This is a genomic window from Ruminococcus sp. J1101004sp1_RTP21198st1_B9_RTP21198_201120 (assembly GCF_040924245.1).
GTDB classification, from domain to species: domain Bacteria; phylum Bacillota; class Clostridia; order Lachnospirales; family Lachnospiraceae; genus Blautia_A; species Blautia_A faecis.
This window is the reverse complement of record NZ_JBCOMI010000007.1, coordinates 116,669-135,013: the sequence shown is the minus strand read 5'-3', so window position 1 is coordinate 135,013 and position 18,345 is coordinate 116,669. Positions and strand designations below refer to the sequence as shown.

The following is an 18,345-nucleotide window of genomic DNA, read 5'->3' as shown; positions in this document are numbered from 1 at the left end:
TTATCACTCCTAACTTTCTACTAAATCTTTTGCAGGGGTCGTCTGCTGTTTGATTATCATTTCATGCTTTTCTGTGAGCTTTGCCTGCTGTTCGATTGTTTCCATGTAATCTGTACCGTTTCCTTTATCAATCTTTTTCAGCATTTTCAAGGTCGGTGCTACCTGCCTTTGTACCCACCGCAATGTGCGGTCTAAGGTATAAGGCTCTGGCTTTGTCGTCAGCTTCAAACTCTGTCTGTTATCGCCGATAAACCAAGCCCAGCGGTCATTGAGTTTCCAGTCATTTTTTCGCTTGTCTGGTTCTTCATCAACAAACCGCACATACTGGTTGATGATAGAAAAGGCGGTCTGCTCTGCGTCATAATAGGTCAGCAAATCTCGTACTGCATAGTAAGCACGTTCATTGCGAAGCCGTATCTCAAAACGGTTGATAATGTCGGCTTCATCAAGTGGTGTCCCTAACTTGACATACTGCTCATAGTCCTTTTCATAGATACAGAAATACACATCTGATTTCAGCGAACCAAGATAAAGGGTACGTCCCATATATTCTCTGTCGTCCTCTCTGTGCTTGATAAGCTCGCCCGACTGATAAAACTTATAGCTTCTGGACTTTCCGATATATTCCCGTTTCCTGCATTTTTCCGCAAGCTCTGGAATATCCAAAATGCCCGTATGGTCGTTGATAGCAAGGTCAATACGCTTCATCACGCCACCGTCTATGAGTGCGTCCATGAGGAAGTCATACCAGCTTCTTTGCTGTGCCAGCAGGTAACTTTCAAACTGCCTGCAACCACGCCCCTTTAATTCTAAAAGGACACCTTTTTCTTCGTCAGCCGACGTATAGATAAAGATGTCCCCTAAAGAATAATGCTCCGTATAACTGTAATGTCCGTAATCTTCATGGAGCATATAATTGATATTCAGTTTTAATATATCTTTGATGATGTGCTGTATATCCAGCGTGGGAAAACGAATTTTCACATAATCAAACAGCATGGTAAGCGGTGCTTCTGGATTGAACCTTGCCAGTTCCTTATTCAAAGTTTCCAGAAGTTCTTTTGACGGCTTCATTTTTCCGCTTTCTATCTTGTTAAGATATTCTCTTGTGATACCAGAAACCACCGCCAGCCTGCCTTGTGAGATACCGTAAGCAATCCGTTTCTCCCGTAATTCTTTTATCCATTGTTCTTCATTCAGAACCATACCCCCAATCTGTAAAGTGTGAAGTTTTTTAAGGCGACTTCACAACTGATTTTTACTAGAAAACCATATCAGAAGCCTTATGTTTCCTATGTTTTTTGTCTATTGTCTATTTGCAAACGTACCCCTCTGTTAGATACCGAGGGGTTTTACCTGCTGGCGTGGCTAACGCCACACCAGCAACGGCTAGTCCGTGCCGTCGCCTTTCGCTTCGCACGTCGCCGTCCCGTCCTGCCTTGCTTGTGCAAGAGAGCCGATAGTCTGCAAAAAATCATGTCCTTTCGGGACTAAAGGCGTGTAAAACTCACTGATAACGCTTGTCCCCACATCACAATAGCCACGCCCCTTGATACGCTTCTGAAAAAACTGCTTTTTTACATCTGAACCGAACAGCATACCGTAACCTAATTCGCTGATACGCCCCAATCCCACACGGAAATTAAAGTTATCTCTGATACCGTCCGAGAAATACTTTGCGTCTGGACGCTGGCAGGCGACGATAAGGAAATAACCTGCTTGTCGCCCTAACATAACGATTTTCTTTAACTGGCTAAGTAGGCTCACGCTTTCTTTTGTCCCCAGCATTTCAAAAAACGCCACATATTCATCAAAGATAAGAAAGCAGGGGGGAAGTCCCAGATAGGCGTAGTTTTCGCCCGTCTTATAGTTCGGGTGTCGCTTCATTTCCTCACTTCGCTGTACCATACCCTCATAAAAGGCATTGACGCAATCTATCATTTCTTCTTTGGTGTGATATACATTTCCCATAACTGTCCCTAAGTCCGCAAGGTCAGCGTTCTTCGGGTCTAAGATGTAAAGAACAGCGTTGGTATGCAGTAAGGCTTCAATGAGTGTCAGCAGAAAATAAGTTTTACCGCCACCAGTCCCACCAGCAATCAGAGCATGAGGAAGTGCGTCATATTCCCAGACAAGATTTTTCATCAGTCTAAGACAGCCGTTTTCTGCTCGTACTTCATCAATGGTAATACGGTTCGCTATCATATCATAAAGCAGGGTATATTCGATATAGCCGTCATGCAGGGTCTTGTCGGTCAGCTCGCAATATAAGCCACTTTCCAATTTATCCTCTAACCGTAAAAGCTGGTCTTGATATTTCCCCAGCGTGATTTCACAGCGGATATGAAGCAGTCCTTTTTCCATTTGATAATAAATCTTTGGAAACCAGACGATTTTTTCTCTTGATCTGCTTTGCAGGTCAGTAAAAAAACCGCTGTCTTGCACGGTATCAGCTTCATACCACTTATTTTCCAGTATCATTCTTGCCAGCTTTTGACGGTGCAGGAGCTTCTTGAAATTGTCGTAACAGAAGCGGTAATACAGAAAAGCGACCAATGCACAAACACCAGTCGCTATCAGTATGGTTATGAAGTTGTAAGGGGAGAGCGTCAAGCCGTTCTCTAACAAACTGAAATGTTCCCAATCGGTACACATGAGCTGTTTGATATTCAGTAGCAAAAGAACCGTCACAAATACAAACAGAAGCGTCCCTATGGAAAAGTGGTAGACAAGGTGCTTGTCGCTGGCTCTGATACGGTGTCCTTTATTCCAAATCTTTTGCATAAATCAATCACTCCTTTCTGGGTATGAAAAAAGCAGTCAATCCTAAGACTAACTGCCTTTTCATTACCATTCATTAAAAATCTTCTGAGTCCAACACTTTATATCCAGCCTCAATTAACGCTTGTGCAAACAGACCTTGACCTTTTATCAATTTTCCCGTAAAACTACCATCATAAATATTCTTGACTGCACAAGTTGGGCTTCTTGATTGCAGAATAACTAAATCTATTTCCATACTTCTTATTTCATTTAGAGCCAACTGTACCGCATGACGATATTCCTCATCAACAATATTTCCATTTATATCCATGACAATACCATTTACTATTTCCGCACTAGGACGTGGTGTAGGCATATTCGCTAATAATTCTGGACAAATTTCGATAACCTCTTTGTCTTTTAGAAACTCTACAACTTTCGGATTGAGATTATTCCCACCGTTATATTTGCAGTTTTTTCCCATGATACATGAACTAACTAATACTTTCATAGATAAGCACCTCACAATTTATCCTAATTATATCATTCAACGAATTACCTCACAATAAAAATCTAATCTCTAATTTTGTTTTTTCGGTTGTCCCTGCGTGTTATTATTCTGTGGATTGCCTGCGTTCTGGTTGCCTTTATTCTTCAACACAATATCCTCTGCCCTTACATACCAGTCCACATCTGCACCACCAAACGTCTTTCTTGATACCGTATCTGCTACGGGATTGACAAGCTCCACAACTGCATTGTACGGAAAATCCCTTAACGGTACTTCTGGCGGTACAGACACGGGGATAATTCCACCATGCAGACTGCACTTCAAATCATAGATACGTTTTTTAAGCTGGGTACTCGGTGTCCCGTCCTCATTCTGCAAGAACACATCACGCACCGCTGTAAATTTTAATTCTCCAAATGTTTTCTCTTTGTCAATAACAAACCCGTTTGATAATCTCATAAATTCTTCACTCCTTTATTTTTCTTCAACTGCTACAATATCATCAGCAACTAACACATAATCGGTATGTCCCATATCCCCGATTGCGTAACCTCTGCCGTATAACTTCGGATTGACAAGTTTTACTTTCTGTTCATACTTGAAATGCTTTTCGCCAGCCTGCACGGGAATTTCCACCACAACATTTTCCCCTCTCTGCACATCTGAATAAAGGTTATAGCTTCTTCTTGCGAAAAATCTGCGGTTATCTTTATCTCTGTCAAAAACATGGTCGCTTTCGCCTGCAAATTCAAGAGTTCCAAAAGACTGTGCCATATCTGGCACGACATATTTCATTTCCATATTGTTTTACCTCGTTTCTTTTTATTTTTGATAAGTTTTTTGATTGTGATTTCTTATTCTGGCGGTTTAGGAAGTACCAGCAATCCCCCAGATAGTAAAGGGTAAAATCAATGCTTACGCACCCTTGACTATCCGTGTTCTTGCAGGTTGTAGGCAGACAAGCCAGAATAAGCGGAAGTCTGCCGTTTGACAGCTTCGGCGGAGAGCGTGATTTTTCTTTCATCATACCGTTACCGCCTTACGATTTCTTCATTTTACGGCGTTTGTAAAGATATGTTCCAGCCAGTCCACCAGCAGACGCAAGCAACATCACGACAAATGCCATTACATTTGTACTGTCGCCCGTTTTGGGACTGTCGCTAGGTCTGTTAGGCTTTTCTGGTGTCGGTGGTGTTTCGGGTTTCTCTGGTTCTTCTGGCTTTTCCTTAAAGGTAATCGTCTGTCCCTTATCCTCAATATCCTTATGCTCGGTAACTTTCTTCGGTTCGTCTGGATTGCTTAAATCGTACAATTCTTCAAAAGTTACAAGCTGTTTGCCGTCAAGAGAAGTAGCGTCAAACGTAAAAGCAACTTCCACTTTCATAGTTTCGCTGTCAGCAGTAAAAGTATAATCACTTTCCACACGCTTTCCATTGATAAGAAGTTCTGCATTTTCTTCTTTCAACATCTGCCAGCCCACAAGTTTGTACTGTGTACCGACTTCTAAGCCCTCTAAGGTTACGGTATCAATGATTGTTACCTCTTTTCCAGCTTCAAGCTCTTTGTTGCCGTCCTTATCCGTAGCAGTCGTATGAATTTTGATGATACGCTCTGTGATAAGTACGGTTTGCCCGTCGTCCTCAATGTCCTTGTGTTCCGCAACTTTTACGGGTTCGTCTGGATTGCTGAAATCATACAATTCTTCAAAGGTAACAAGGTTCTTGCCACCTAAAGCAGACGCATTGAATATATAGGAAATTTCCACTTTCATTTCTTCATCATCAGCGACAAAGGTATAATCGTTTTCTACACGTTTCCCGTCAATAAGAAGTTCTGCGTTTTCTTCCTTTAACATCTGCCAGCCTTTGAGCTGATATTTTGTGCCTTTTGTAAGTCCGTCTAATTTGACAGTATCAACGATTGTAACCTCTTTTCCTGCAAGGATAGTCTTTTCGCCGTCCTTGCTGGTCGCTGTGGTATGGATAGAGATTTCTTTTTCGTATTCATCAGTCAAAGTCCCTAAATCAATCACAAGATTATTTCTTGATACCACGATTTCAAAAGGTGGGATAAGTTCAAAGCCTTTGTTACTGTTGCAACGCATTTCTTCAATGATGTAAGTATCGTAAGGTAACGCACCTTTGCTGTCGTCTGGTTCAGAAGTTCCAAACCACACGCCGTCCTCGCTTGTTTTTCCTGCGTTGGTATTGTGCTTATGAGAAGCCCAGTCAGCAGAAGTGGAGAACTGACCGTTATCATCAGTTACCACAACATGACTTTCGCCCGTTGTCTTGCTTGTGATCCTAAAAGGAACATCAGCAAGACGCTTATGTGTGCCCGCACCTATTTTTATACCCTCAATATCTCCACGCTTAATCTGATTATAGATAGAATGGGCTTCGTCTGTTAAGTCCACGATTTTTCCATTTTCTGTGATTGCAAAATCAATCGGTTTCGCACCGTCTGTCAAGTAACCGTCTGGAGCTTCACTCTCAACGATACGGAATTTTCCATAAGGTAAAAGGTCAGCGGAAGTAGAAGCGACACCCTCAATGTCTGTATGGATTGTTTTTAGCACTTCATTTTTCTTGTATAGCTTGCCCTCAACCAATACCGCATTATCATTTAAGGAAATGATGTCAAAGGCAGTATCTTTCAAGGTAGCACTTCCTTGTGGTTTCGTATCGCCCGTTTCTAAATCTCGTTTCTGAATTTTCACACCGCCACGGATAACCTTGTCTGATACGGAAAACTGGTTACTTCCAGATAGTACGGCAAGGTCGCCGTCCTCGGTAATCTGTGTTACATATAAGCCCTTAATCTGTTCGGGCTTATCGCCAGCCTGCATATATGCACCGTCTAACAAGTAGCCGTTTGGAGCTTTTGTTTCCTCAACAGTAAGTGTCCCAAGTGGAAGAACCGCCTTACCGTCCTGCATATAGAAGCTGTCGCCAGATATCTTGTATGCGTCCGCTAATTTTGTGATGTAATGAGTTGTCCCGTCGCTGTCTGTTTCAGCGATTGTCTTTGTAACCCATGTACGAGTAGCTTCGGCAGGAAGATTTTCTTTATTGTAGAAGCCAGCATAATACTTCCATGTAAATTCCGCACCTGCTAAAGAAGCGTTCCCTTGCGGATTGTCTTTCTGTGTTTCCATATCAATCTTGAAAAGCTCAATCAAAGTGTCTGTTACTTTCGGTGTATCTGATACTTTCAAGGTAGCTGTCTTTCCAGCTTCAACCTTTAAGGAATATACAGTTTTATCTACTTTATATCCTGCTGGTGCGGATAATTCCTTGATATAGACTGTGCCAGCTTTTACCTCTGCAACATCTGTATTGCCGTTTTCATCAGTCGTAAGGGTGGCAAGCTGTTTCGTGCAGTCCTTATCAGAAAAGACACCATAGGTTGCACCTGCAATAGAGTAATTCCCGTTACTGTCTGTAATGCTGGTATTACTGGAAGTCTTTTGCAGTTTCGCATTTCCGACATTCAGCTTCGCCCAGAATTGTCCCAATTCCTGCCCCTCGCCAGAGTAGATATAACCGCCACATTCATAGCGTCCTTTATTTTCTTTGACAAAGGCTTTCGCACCAGCGAAAACTTCGTCCTGCGTTGCCTTTGGAATTTCATCATAAGAAGCTCGCACGTTATCACATTGCCAGCCAAGATGTACGCTTAATCTCTGCCAGACTACAAGCTGTCTTAAAAGGTAAGCGTGATTTTTGCCTATTCCGCTGTGGCTGTCTGTGTACTGTTTTACATATTCGATAGATAAGGCAACGTCGCTTATCTGGTCGATACTCATGCGTGAGCTTGCGTCAGCTCTGGTCTTGTAACCATTCTTAAAGTCTGTGTTAATGTCAATACAGTAAGCGTCCTCGCCCTCAACAGTTAAATGTCCCTCATTAAAGGTAGAACCAATCGAACCGTCATTCATTACTTTTTCAACGATACCGACACGCTCGTTTGACTCCGTCCAGTATTGCTTACTTTCTGCATGAACGGGTGTAGTCGGTAAAGCAGTAACGACAGTTGCAAGAGCTAAGAAGCCCGTACACAATCGTTTCCATGTCTTTTTCATAAATCTAATGCTCCTTTCATTTTGGGTAATAAAATAGCCGTCCAATAAGAACGGCTGGAAATAGAAAAGGAACGTCATTTTAGGCGTTCCATAGTCTATAAGTTATTCAATTTTTTCTTGTTTCAATACTGATGTGCTGTACCATATCTTTGCATATCTAGGAAAACTTGCGTATCAAGGCTCATTCGTTAGTAGTAAATAAGTAGTAAATTGATGTGTTTGTTTCCTTGAAAATGCTGATAGATACTGTGTTTTAGCGGATAATCAGATTTTTATTGTGTTTTTCTTATAAAACAAAGAGCTTTTAAGAAGAAATTACTGCAACTGGTAATGGCTTCTTGGAAGCTCTTTTTGAATATATTGAGGTAATTTTTATGGAAATAACAAATTGTGTAACACATGAAACAACAAATGCAGCAGTAATGGGACTTGGATCAAATGAACAGGAAATGTTGAATTTTGCAATCAAAAATGGTATCATCGACTTACCACATTTGCAGGATCAAGTTGAGATGATGAAGAATGCGGAAATTTTACAAAATCATCAATATAAGATTTGGCAAGGAAATAATCAAAAGTGGTATACATATTTACCAGATGGCGAAGATGGACGTAAACAGGTGAAAAGGTCTACAAAGGCAGCCATTGAAAAAGCAGTGATTCAGTATTACCGCCAAAATCCCAAAAAAGAAGAACGCAAGATAAAAACTTTTAAAGATTCATATGAGCATTGGCGTAGTGTCCAAGATTCTCTGGTTTGTCACAATACCGTATGCAAGTATAATACAGACCGCAAAAGATATTTCGATGGCACCCCATTTGTAAAAAAGAATATTCAGGACATAACGGAAGAAGATATAAAGGTTTTTATCGTAAAAACGGTTAAGGAAAAAGAACTGTGCAAAAAGGCATGTAAAACATTATTCAGTTATATTAAGAACACAATCTACAGCGCAAGAGTGAATAAAGCCATTGTTGGTGATCCTATGGAATTCTTACAGGCAAAACAGTTCTATCAATATTGTGTAGAGAAAGAAAAGCCTTTAGAGCAGAAAATTTTTTCTGATTTGGATTTGAACAGTCTACATGAGAGATTTGATCTTGACCATGAGAAAAAACCAGATTATATCCCTACATATGCAGTACAGTTAGCTTCTTTAACAGGGATGAGGGTAGGAGAAATTGTTGCGCTTAAATGGGAAGACATTAAGATGGATTACATTGTCATTAACAAGTCTGAAAAATACGATAGGATTACAAAAGAGTATATTATTGATAAGACTAAGAATAAGAAAGACAGAGTTTTCCCAAAGACTAAAGAGATTGAGAAGCTGTTTAACACAGTAAAGTATGTTGAACAGATAAATGGATTTTTATGCGAATGGGTCTTCGCTGATAAAGACGGTAGAATTCATGCTCCAAAAGTATCTTCTTGTATAAAAAATAAATGCAAGCAGCAAGGAATAAGGAACAGAGGAATTCATTCTTTTAGAAAAACAGTAAATTCTAAATTGAAATGTAATGGAGTCTCTACAACAGTCGCGGCTTCTTTGCTTGGTCATACTGAAGAAGTAAATGAAAAATATTACACTTTTGATACAACAGATTTGAAATATAAAACAAAAATTATTGAAGAAATTGAAGTAAAATAACAAAAAGTAATCAAGGTAATCAAAATTATTTTACTATCAAACAAATAAAATGCTTGATTTTTAAGGGATTATAGGGTATAGTAAGAAAGTCATTTGGGGGCCGTGAGGTCGCAGGTTCAAATCCTGTTGCCCCGATTAGTCATTGACAAGTGACTTGAAAAATGTTAAGGTAATAACCACAAAGAACATATAAGAGAAATGCTTTGATAAGGAGTAGTACACAGGTATCGGAGCGCAGAGAGTCATCGGGTGGTGTGAGATGACGGAAGGAAACTGTAGAACTCGCCTTGGAGCAGCTGTCTGAAATTACTTCGAATGATTAGAAGAAGCGAGAGTAGACACAGCCGGATTCCACCGTTACAGGGAAAGGATATAAGGAGTAATCCCGTATCCGATAAGTGTATGGATTCTATTCATGAAATAAGAGTGGTACCGCGTAAGATGTATGTCTTCCGTCTCTTGCACCTGTATGTGTGCAGAGCTGGAGGACTTTTTTTATGTGATAGTAATTCCATTGGAATTTAATACCACATAAAGCTGCTTTATCAGACTGAGCTCTGACCCAGCAGACAAAGAATCCTTCCGTCACAGAAAAGAGAAAAATTAAATTTACAATATGGAGGAATAAAAAATGATGAATGTAAGCAAATACAAAAAACAGTATTATCTTCCACCAGAAACCTGTATGGACTGGGCAAAAAAGGACTATATTGATAAGGCACCTGCATGGTGTTCTGTAGACCTTCGTGACGGAAATCAGGCACTTGTCATCCCAATGAGCCTGGAACAGAAGGTTGAGTTTTTCAAACTTCTTGTACAGATTGGGTTTAAAGAGATTGAAGTAGGATTTCCAGCTGCTTCCGAGACAGAGTATACGTTCCTTCGTACCCTGATCGATCGCAAACTGATTCCTGAAGATGTTACGATCCAGGTACTGACACAGGCAAGGGAGCATATTATCCGTAAAACCTTTGAAGCCGTAAAAGGTGCGCCCAAAGCTATTGTTCACGTATACAATTCCACATCTGTTGCACAGCGTGAACAGGTATTCAAGAAATCCAAAGAAGAGATTTTAAAGATTGCCGTAGAAGGTGCGAAATTATTAAAAGAACTGGCTGAACAGACAGAAGGAAACTTCCAGTTTGAGTATAGTCCGGAGAGCTTTACAGGAACTGAGCCGGAATATGCCCTTGAGGTCTGCAATGCGGTTATCGATGTATGGCAGCCGACTCCGGACAACAAATGTATCATCAACCTTCCGGTAACAGTGGAGCATTCCATGCCGCATGTATATGCGAGTCAGGTTGAATATATGTGCAAACATATGCTTCGCCGTGAAAATGTAATCGTTTCCTTACATCCTCACAATGACAGAGGTTGTGGTGTGGCAGATTCTGAAATGGGAATTCTTGCCGGAGCAGACCGCATCGAGGGAACTCTTTTTGGAAACGGAGAGCGTACTGGTAATGTTGATATTGTAACACTTGGAATGAACATGTATTCCCAGGGAGTAGATCCGAAGCTTGACTTCTCCGATATGCCTCACATCTGCGAGGTGTATGAGCGTTGCACGGGAATGACAGTTGGAGAGAGAAGTCCATACAGTGGAGCACTTGTTTTTGCAGCATTTTCTGGTTCCCATCAGGATGCAATTGCCAAAGGTATGCACTGGATCGAGGAAAAAGATCCGAACCGCTGGACAGTTCCGTATCTGCCAATTGATCCCACAGATGTTGGACGTAATTATGATGCAGATGTTATCCGTATCAACAGCCAGTCTGGCAAAGGCGGCGTAGGCTACATTCTGGAAACAAAATACGGTCTGAACCTTCCGCCAAAAATGCGTGAGGCAATGGGTTACGCAGCCAAGGGTGTTTCTGATCACCTTCATAAAGAGCTTCATCCAGATGAAATCTTTGATCTGTTCAAAAAGACTTTTGAGAATGTGGGACAGCCGTACAGCATTAATGAAGTGCACTTCCAGCAGACGAGCGAGGGAATTACAACTAAGGTAATCTCCACATTTAATGGAAAAACAATTACCACAGAGGCTGTGGGAAATGGACGTCTTGACGCAGTGAGCAATGCCCTGAAGAAAGCATACGAATTGAAGTATTCTCTGGAAGTATACCAGGAACATGCGTTAGAGCGCAGCTCCAGTTCTAAGGCTATAGCATATGTTGGAATCAAGAAACCTGACGGAACTATGGCGTGGGGAGCAGGCGTAGACCCGGATATTATCCGTGCTTCCATTGATGCACTTGTAACAGCAATTAATAACCGCTGAGAGATTTGTTTAAACCTTATTTATAATAAGAAGCATATTTGATAACAAAAAGACAAACCACCGCAAATCAGTTCATAAAAAAGACTGTGCGGTGGTTTGCTGCTTTGAAAGGTAACGGCGCTTTTTGTCAGAATTCGGCGATAAAAAAGGTTTGACGAACAGAAAAAGAAAAGCTATAATAAAATCCATAAGAAGGGGAGAAATAACCATACCTAAGAATAAAAGGGGACAAATAGAAACAGGGTAAATTTATCAAAAATATTACATGATTTTTGAATGAATCATCCTATTTCTTTCTTGTTGCCTTTCTTTTTTTACCTGTTTTTAGAGAAAAAAGCTATAGAAAGCAAAAAAAACTTGACATTTTGGAGTTTATTAAATATAATTTTCCTATAAATTACAGAAATGTTACAGAATAAATAATAAAAGAAATCAAAACATAACAGAAGTGCAAGGAAAGAAGAATATGAAATTAAAAAGAAGTTTACAACATGTAACAACTTGCAAGAGCGATGCCCAGAAAAAAAAGAATGGAAATGCTCTTGTACATAATTTTGTAGCTCTTAGCGCCTGCGCCACGTTGGCAATGATTTTGGCAGTTGGAACGAAGGTGGCGGAGTTTGGTCCACGGAGCCAGGTATATGCAGCTTCGGACAAAGAGAATAGATCCGCGGATGCCTGGACTGACCTTGGAAGTGTAGAGTATGATCTGCCTACCGGAATTGCCGGTATGGTAACCAGTGTTGCAGATACTCTTTCAGCAGGAACATCTGTAACAAGAATTGGAACTTCATGCGAGAGAGTCATGGTAGGCCAGCGCGTGAAGCAGATAAAAGGAAACGTGGATGAGTTGAATGTAGGGGACTCTATGGCTGATACAGTTGCGAGCCTTGATGCAGCTGCAGTATCCATGTCTGCAAATCCGAAGATCATGTCGGACGCAGATTATGATAACTTGCTTCATATAGTAGAGGCAGAGGCGGGCACAGAGGACATTAAAGGTCGTGTACTGATCGCAAATGTAATTATGAACCGCCTTTCCCATGAGGAATTTCCAGATACCATTACAGGTGTTATTCTGGATCAGAGAAATGGAATTCCTCAGTTTTCACCTGTTTACGATGGTAAGTTTTATGAAGTAACGGTAACAGATGAGACCAGGGAAGCTGTGAAACAGGCATTAGAGGGAACTGACTATTCAGAAGGAGCTCTGTTCTTTGTTCAGCGTTCTGCTGCGGACAAAAAGAACGTGTCCTGGTTTGATAAGGATTTAAAAAAATTATTTAAATATGGTGTTCACGAGTTTTACACCTACCCGGATGAAGCTAAGTCACAGAACACTGAGAATGAAACCTCAGAAGATGACACAAATGTTGTTCAGATGGTGAAAAAATAATATTTTAATAACAGTAACATTCTGTAATAAAGAGATATAAGCCGCCAGGAAATTACAATTCCAGGTGGCTTTTTCAAATTGGGTGTTGATTTAGCACGGTGAAGTATGTATAATACCTGTAAAGTTAAAATATGATAACAAAGAGAGGATGACTGTCGGAAGGTTACAGATTCCGGAATGTGTACCTCATAACAATAAGCGAAAGGCAGGAATAACAAATGCAGGTAATGTACCAGAGCACCAGAGGAAAAGGAGAACCGGTAACCGCTTCCCAGGCTATTTTAAAGGGACTTTCTGAAGATGGAGGACTGTTTGTACCAACACAGATTCCGGCACTTGATGTTTCTATGGATGAACTTTCCAGAATGACTTATCAGGAAACTGCTTATCAGGTAATGAGCCGCCTTCTTACTGACTTTACAGAAGAAGAGCTGCGCACTTGTATCAACCGAGCATATGACAAGAAGTTTGACACAGATGTGATCGCACCTCTTAAGGAAGCTGACGGGGCATATTATCTGGAACTTTTCCATGGTCCTACAATTGCATTTAAAGACATGGCACTTTCCATTTTGCCATATCTTATGACGACTGCAGCAAGAAAGAATAATGTAAAAAATGAAATCGTTATCCTGACTGCGACCTCCGGAGATACTGGAAAAGCAGCACTTGCAGGTTTTGCCGATGTTCCGGGAACCAGGATTATTGTATTCTATCCGAAACATGGCGTAAGCCCGATCCAGGAGAAGCAGATGGTAACCCAGAAAGGTGCCAATACTTACGTTGTGGGTATCACAGGTAATTTTGACGATGCCCAGACAGCTGTAAAGAAAATGTTCAATGATAAAGAACTGGCAGCAGAGCTTTCCCAGGCTGGATTCCAGTTCTCTTCTGCAAACTCCATTAACATTGGACGTCTTGTTCCCCAGATCGTTTATTATGTATATGCATATGCTGCGCTGGTGCGCCAGAACAAGATCGAAGCCGGACAGGAGATCAATATAGTAGTTCCTACAGGAAATTTTGGAAACATTCTGGCAGCATTTTATGCAAAACAGATGGGACTTCCGGTGAACAAGCTGATTTGTGCTTCTAATGAGAACAAGGTTCTGTTTGATTTCTTCTCCACAGGTACATACAATAGAAAGAGAGATTTTATCCTTACCAGTTCTCCATCTATGGATATTTTGATTTCCAGCAATCTGGAGCGCCTGATCTATCGCATTACAGGCGGAAATCCTGAGGAGTGTGCAAAACTTATGGAAAATCTTTCCAAGGGTGGTGAATACACTATTACACCTGAGATGAAAGCCCAGCTGAAGGATTTCTATGGAAACTACTGCTCCGAAGAAGAGACGAAGGAAGCTATCCGCGAAGTATATAAGACAAGTGATTATGTGATTGATACACATACTGCAGTTGCTGCTGGCGTATACAAAAAATATGTGAAAGATACCGGAGATAAGATTCCGGCAGTTATTGCTTCTACAGCAAGTCCATACAAGTTTACCAGAAGTGTTATGGATGCAATCTCCGAGGGACATGAGAATCTGGACGATTTCGGGCTTGCAGACGCACTTGAGAAGCTTTCCGGGGTGGCAGTTCCGAAGGCAGTCAACGATATCCGTACTGCACCAGTACTTCATGACCGGGTAGTAGATGCAGAAGATATGCCTGCAACTGTGAAAGAGATTCTAAAAATCAGTTAAAAATCAGTAAAAAGAATTTGTGCATTTTCTGTTGAAAAACAGTATATACTAGAGTATAATTATTTTTAGAAAATGAATCCTGGGATGTGCGAGGCCCCTTTTATTTTTGAACCTACATTGACATCAAGGGAATCCAATATCGCAGTGCGGATGTCAGACCTCTCGTTGTGGTAGGCAGAAGTCCTGTTGAGGATACCCACCTAGCGGTTAGCTAGGCGTCAAAAGAAAGGGAACGGCATTCTGGGATTTTTTAGAACAGGGAGGTAGGTAATATGGGTGTTACAGCAAAGAAATTTGGAAACTTAACCTCTGGGGAAGAGATTACTTTATACCATCTGGAGAATAAATCCGGTGCATATGCAGAAGTGATGGATTACGGTGCCATTCTTGTGAAGCTTTGCGTTCCGGACAAAGATGGGGAGCTTACAGATGTAGTGCTTGGTTATGACGATGTTCAGCAGTACGAAGTAAATGGCTGCTTCTTTGGTGCAATCATAGGAAGAAGCGGAAACCGTATCGCAGGTGCCAGATTTTCCCTTTATGGACAGGAATACCAGCTTGACAAGAATGAGAATGACAATAATCTTCACAGCGGCCCCAATGGCTTCGAGAAGAAGATTTGGACTGTTAAGAATACAGATTCTGACAAAAATGCCATTACTTTTTCCAGAATCAGCCCGGATGGCGAGAATGGATTCCCGGGAGAATTCCAGGTGTCTGTTACATATGAATTTACAGAGGACAATACCTTGCAGATTTACTATAGCGGAATCAGTGACAAGGCGACACTGGCAAATATGACCAACCATTCCTACTTCAACCTTACAGGGGAGGGAAGCGGCAAGGTTCTTGATACATATCTTACGATCCATGCCAGAGATTATAATCCGGTGGATGAGTTCTCTATTCCTACAGGCGAATATGCAGCAGTAGAGGGTACTCCTATGGATTTTAATAAGGCGAAAAAGATTGGCCAGGAAATCGAGGCAGACTTCCAGCAGTTGAAGTTCACTGGCGGATATGACCACAATTATGTGACTGACAATTACGCGAAAGGCAGTCGGAGAACGGTTGCAGTTGCATACAATGAGACCTCTGGTATTACGATGGATGTGGTTTCGGATTGTCCATGTGTGCAGTTCTATGCTGGTAATTTTGTTATTGACGAGAAGGGTAAGAATGGACATGTTTACAATAAGCGTGAAGGCTTCTGCCTTGAGACACAGGTTGAACCAAATGCAGTAAATGTGGAAGCATTCCATTCACCAGTACTGGAAGCTGGTGAGAAATATCAGTCTTTTACCGCATATAAATTTGACGTAAGAAAATAATTATAATACAGATATTTTTGTCTGGTTTTCTTCATATACTTTTGTATGAAGAAGACCAGATTTTTTTATGAATTGAATTATTTTTTGCTTGTACTGCTGGGCTGGCTGCTTCTGTTTGGAAAAGCCGCAGAAATGAACAAGAGGAGTGAAGAAGGTGCCAAAAGGGAGCTGAAAGAAAAAGAAAAGGAGACTGCCGAAAATAAGGTGCAACAACAAGAGCCTTCCATTCGTGTCCTTCTCACAGACTCGTCCTGGCAATCCTGTTATCACCCATCAGTAACTATAGAACAAAAAGGAAAAGAACATACCTACACCCCGGATTCACAGGAACTCCAGAATGATAGTCTGCTTCTGGACGGGGGAGTTGATGGCATTGCGATTCCCTCTATTGAAAGAGCTCAGAATCCTCCTGTTTATTATGGTACTCTGGAAATTCAAAAGACAGCGCAGGGGCTGTTGGTTATTAATGAATTGTCTCTGGAAGCTTATCTGGAAGGTGTAGTTCCAAGTGAAATGCCTGCATCCTATGAAGAACAGGCATTAATGGCCCAGGCAGTATGTGCCAGAACCTATGCAGTTTGCCAGATACAGGAAAACAGTCTGGAAAAATATGGGGCGGATGTAGATGATAGCGTGAATTATCAGGTTTACAACAATTTTGGGGCAGATAAAAGAACAAATAAAGCAGTACAGGATACAAAAGGTCAGATCCTATGCCAGAATGGAGAACCGATCACGGCTTATTATTTTTCTACATCAGCAGGCAGGACAAGCACAGATGAGATATGGGGAGCAGACAGGTCGGCAGCTTATCTGAAAAGTGTAGAATGTGATTTTGACCAGAATATGCCATGGAGCAGCTGGAGCGTGGAAATTCCCTGGGAAACTTTGGAGAAACGATCGGGAAATCTGGAAGGCAGTGGGAAATTTATAGGACTTCAGGTTATTAAAAAGAATATCAGTGGTGCAGTTACGGGAATGGAGATTGTGACGGAAAATAAAAGTATACAGCTGGAAGGCGAATATGAAATACGGCAATTTCTTTCCCCGGCAGGGTGTTTGATTACAGAAAAAGATGGAAGTATTGTGAACGGCAGTAATCTTCTGCCAAGTGCCTATTTTGAGCTGAACGTGAAATCAGGTAAGGCAGTACAGATTCAAGGGAAAGGGTATGGACACGGTGTGGGAATGAGCCAGAACGGGGCAAATGAAATGGCCAGGGAAGGCTATGGCTGGCAGGAAATCCTAAATTATTTTTTTAAGGATATTACGTTGGAAGTGGTGGGGAATAACCTGTCAAAGCGGGAAACATGACATTTTGCAAGGTATTTTTGTGAACAAAGTTCACAGAAAACCCGAGAATTAAGTTTGCGCAGCAAACGCTGCTGTTTGTGCTTGTCACAGGAAGGTTCGTCTTTTTGTGCATCGCGAAGCGTTTACTGATTATGGAGTGAACAGTAATTGTTGCTGTGAACGGAAAGAACAGTAACACCAGGAAAAAGTAGACAGAAAGCATGTTTCGTGATATGATACAAAAAATGATTACGAAAATGTAACAGGAGCAATCATATGGATAAGAAGAAAGAAAAACAGAGCGTTCTCCAGCTTCTGTTCGGTTTTATGGACAGGGCAAATGGAGACCATGTGGGAGCTTATGCGGCACAGGCAGCATATTTCCTGATTATGTCTTTTATTCCGTTTATTCTGTTTCTCACGACTATAATTCGATATACACCTTTAACATACAATATGGTCAGCGAAACCATCCGGGCATTTGTGCCCCATAATATACAGAATTTTGTGCTTACCATTGTATCAGAAGTATATGGCAGAAGCACGGCGGTAGTTCCGATTTCTGCTATCATGGCATTGTGGTCTGCAGGAAAAGCCATGCAGTCCCTTACGAATGGACTGAATAGCATTTATCACGTTCATGAGACCCGTAACTGGCTGATTACCAGAATGTATGCAGTTGTTTATACATTTCTGTTCAGCATTGCAATTATTGCAAGTCTTCTGCTTCTGGTTCTTGGAAATCAGATTCAGATTATGGCGGGAAAGTACGTTCCATTCCTTGGGAGAATTATCGGAAAGATCATTGGAGCCAGGACGGCGCTTGTATTTGCTGGATTGTTTCTGATTTTTTTGATTTTGTATAAAATGCTTCCAAACCGTAAAGCTACTTTTAAAAGTCAGGTGCCGGGAGCTCTTCTGATCGCAGCAGGGTGGTCCCTGTTTTCCTATTTCTTTTCTATTTATTTTGACATGTTTCCAGGCTTCAGCAATATGTATGGAAGCCTGACAGCGTTGATCATGGTGATGCTGTGGCTGTATATCTGTATGAATCTTCTGCTATATGGAGCAGAGATTAACGCTTACTTTGAAAAGCAATTCAGAATGGCCCAGGCATCCATGAGGGAAATGCTCAGCCGCGAGCGTGATGAGGCGGAAAAAGAGCTTAATAAGGAGAAGAAAAAATATCTGGAAAAAGAGAATGGAAGAAAGAAAAAGACTGAGATGAAAGTTTCAGCTGAGAAAAAGAAGGAAGAGCAACAGACAAATTAACCTCTTGACAGATTTACTCTGATGTGGCATAGTTATAAAAGAGAAAA

Annotated in this window: 13 protein-coding genes, 1 other RNA gene and 2 other annotated features (1 of these 16 running past the window's edge); of the genes, 8 read left to right on the top strand and 6 right to left on the bottom strand. The window is 41.2% G+C overall.

The annotated features are described in order from the left end of the window. Nucleotides 1-9: 9 nt before the first annotated feature. From mobT to AB5618_RS06530, 6 genes are all read right to left on the bottom strand, one after another. Complete coding sequence (mobT, locus tag AB5618_RS06555) at nucleotides 10-1,206, bottom strand: MobT family relaxase (protein ID WP_002322986.1); 1,197 nt, start codon at nucleotides 1,204-1,206, stop codon at nucleotides 10-12. Nucleotides 1,207-1,389: 183 nt separating this feature from the next. Further along, nucleotides 1,390-2,784, bottom strand: a complete 1,395-nt coding sequence (locus AB5618_RS06550) for an FtsK/SpoIIIE domain-containing protein (RefSeq protein WP_002347261.1) — start codon at nucleotides 2,782-2,784, stop codon at nucleotides 1,390-1,392. Nucleotides 2,785-2,857: 73 nt separating this feature from the next. After that, nucleotides 2,858-3,274: a DUF523 domain-containing protein gene (locus AB5618_RS06545; RefSeq protein WP_002322983.1), complete on the bottom strand. Its 417-nt coding sequence runs from the start codon at nucleotides 3,272-3,274 to the stop codon at nucleotides 2,858-2,860. Between the two features lie 69 nt (nucleotides 3,275-3,343). After that, entirely contained in the window at nucleotides 3,344-3,733 is a 390-nt protein-coding gene (locus tag AB5618_RS06540; RefSeq protein WP_002347262.1) for a YdcP family protein, read from the bottom strand. Between the two features lie 15 nt (nucleotides 3,734-3,748). Beyond that, nucleotides 3,749-4,075, bottom strand: a complete 327-nt coding sequence (locus AB5618_RS06535; RefSeq protein ID WP_032684675.1) for a YdcP family protein — start codon at nucleotides 4,073-4,075, stop codon at nucleotides 3,749-3,751. Nucleotides 4,076-4,313: 238 nt separating this feature from the next. Then, complete coding sequence (locus AB5618_RS06530) at nucleotides 4,314-7,358, bottom strand: SrtB-anchored collagen-binding adhesin (protein WP_002347269.1); 3,045 nt, start codon at nucleotides 7,356-7,358, stop codon at nucleotides 4,314-4,316. Between the two features lie 374 nt (nucleotides 7,359-7,732). On the opposite strand from AB5618_RS06530, the gene AB5618_RS06525 reads away from it, so the two are divergent. From AB5618_RS06525 to AB5618_RS06490, 8 genes are all read left to right on the top strand, one after another. After that, on the top strand, nucleotides 7,733-9,010 hold the full coding sequence (locus tag AB5618_RS06525; RefSeq protein ID WP_173770855.1) for a tyrosine-type recombinase/integrase: 1,278 nt from the start codon (nucleotides 7,733-7,735) through the stop codon (nucleotides 9,008-9,010). 194 nt (nucleotides 9,011-9,204) lie between these two features. Continuing rightward, nucleotides 9,205-9,473: a binding site (T-box leader), on the top strand. Between the two features lie 168 nt (nucleotides 9,474-9,641). After that, a complete protein-coding gene (locus AB5618_RS06520) occupies nucleotides 9,642-11,297 on the top strand; it encodes a 2-isopropylmalate synthase (RefSeq protein ID WP_173718951.1) in 1,656 nt (551 codons plus the stop codon). A gap of 466 nt (nucleotides 11,298-11,763) precedes the next feature. Further along, nucleotides 11,764-12,693: a cell wall hydrolase gene (locus AB5618_RS06515; protein WP_148462619.1), complete on the top strand. Its 930-nt coding sequence runs from the start codon at nucleotides 11,764-11,766 to the stop codon at nucleotides 12,691-12,693. Nucleotides 12,694-12,911: 218 nt separating this feature from the next. Then, nucleotides 12,912-14,402 (top strand): threonine synthase, encoded by a 1,491-nt coding sequence (thrC, locus tag AB5618_RS06510; RefSeq protein ID WP_118578462.1) that lies wholly within the window; start codon nucleotides 12,912-12,914, stop codon nucleotides 14,400-14,402. A gap of 73 nt (nucleotides 14,403-14,475) precedes the next feature. After that, nucleotides 14,476-14,653, top strand: a non-coding RNA gene (gene ssrS, locus AB5618_RS06505) — 6S RNA. A 21-nt stretch (nucleotides 14,654-14,674) separates the two neighbouring features. Then, nucleotides 14,675-15,733 (top strand): aldose epimerase family protein, encoded by a 1,059-nt coding sequence (locus AB5618_RS06500; RefSeq protein WP_148462618.1) that lies wholly within the window; start codon nucleotides 14,675-14,677, stop codon nucleotides 15,731-15,733. A 132-nt stretch (nucleotides 15,734-15,865) separates the two neighbouring features. Next, on the top strand, nucleotides 15,866-17,047 hold the full coding sequence (locus AB5618_RS06495) for a SpoIID/LytB domain-containing protein (RefSeq protein ID WP_148462617.1): 1,182 nt from the start codon (nucleotides 15,866-15,868) through the stop codon (nucleotides 17,045-17,047). Between the two features lie 255 nt (nucleotides 17,048-17,302). After that, a complete protein-coding gene (locus AB5618_RS06490) occupies nucleotides 17,303-18,298 on the top strand; it encodes a YihY/virulence factor BrkB family protein (protein WP_148462616.1) in 996 nt (331 codons plus the stop codon). Between the two features lie 42 nt (nucleotides 18,299-18,340). Next, nucleotides 18,341-18,345, top strand: a binding site (T-box leader) (it continues 215 nt past the right edge of the window).

Coding starts and splice junctions, on each gene's coding strand:
- AB5618_RS06490 (WP_148462616.1), top strand. CDS start 17,303: ATGGATAAGAAGAAAGAAAAACAGAGCGTTCTCCAGCTTCTGTTCGGT.
- AB5618_RS06520 (WP_173718951.1), top strand. CDS start 9,642: ATGATGAATGTAAGCAAATACAAAAAACAGTATTATCTTCCACCAGAA.
- AB5618_RS06515 (WP_148462619.1), top strand. CDS start 11,764: ATGAAATTAAAAAGAAGTTTACAACATGTAACAACTTGCAAGAGCGAT.
- AB5618_RS06535 (WP_032684675.1), bottom strand. CDS start 4,075: ATGGAAATGAAATATGTCGTGCCAGATATGGCACAGTCTTTTGGAACT.
- AB5618_RS06500 (WP_148462618.1), top strand. CDS start 14,675: ATGGGTGTTACAGCAAAGAAATTTGGAAACTTAACCTCTGGGGAAGAG.
- AB5618_RS06525 (WP_173770855.1), top strand. CDS start 7,733: ATGGAAATAACAAATTGTGTAACACATGAAACAACAAATGCAGCAGTA.
- AB5618_RS06545 (WP_002322983.1), bottom strand. CDS start 3,274: ATGAAAGTATTAGTTAGTTCATGTATCATGGGAAAAAACTGCAAATAT.
- mobT (WP_002322986.1), bottom strand. CDS start 1,206: ATGGTTCTGAATGAAGAACAATGGATAAAAGAATTACGGGAGAAACGG.
- AB5618_RS06550 (WP_002347261.1), bottom strand. CDS start 2,784: ATGCAAAAGATTTGGAATAAAGGACACCGTATCAGAGCCAGCGACAAG.
- AB5618_RS06540 (WP_002347262.1), bottom strand. CDS start 3,733: ATGAGATTATCAAACGGGTTTGTTATTGACAAAGAGAAAACATTTGGA.
- AB5618_RS06495 (WP_148462617.1), top strand. CDS start 15,866: ATGAACAAGAGGAGTGAAGAAGGTGCCAAAAGGGAGCTGAAAGAAAAA.
- AB5618_RS06530 (WP_002347269.1), bottom strand. CDS start 7,358: ATGAAAAAGACATGGAAACGATTGTGTACGGGCTTCTTAGCTCTTGCA.
- thrC (WP_118578462.1), top strand. CDS start 12,912: ATGCAGGTAATGTACCAGAGCACCAGAGGAAAAGGAGAACCGGTAACC.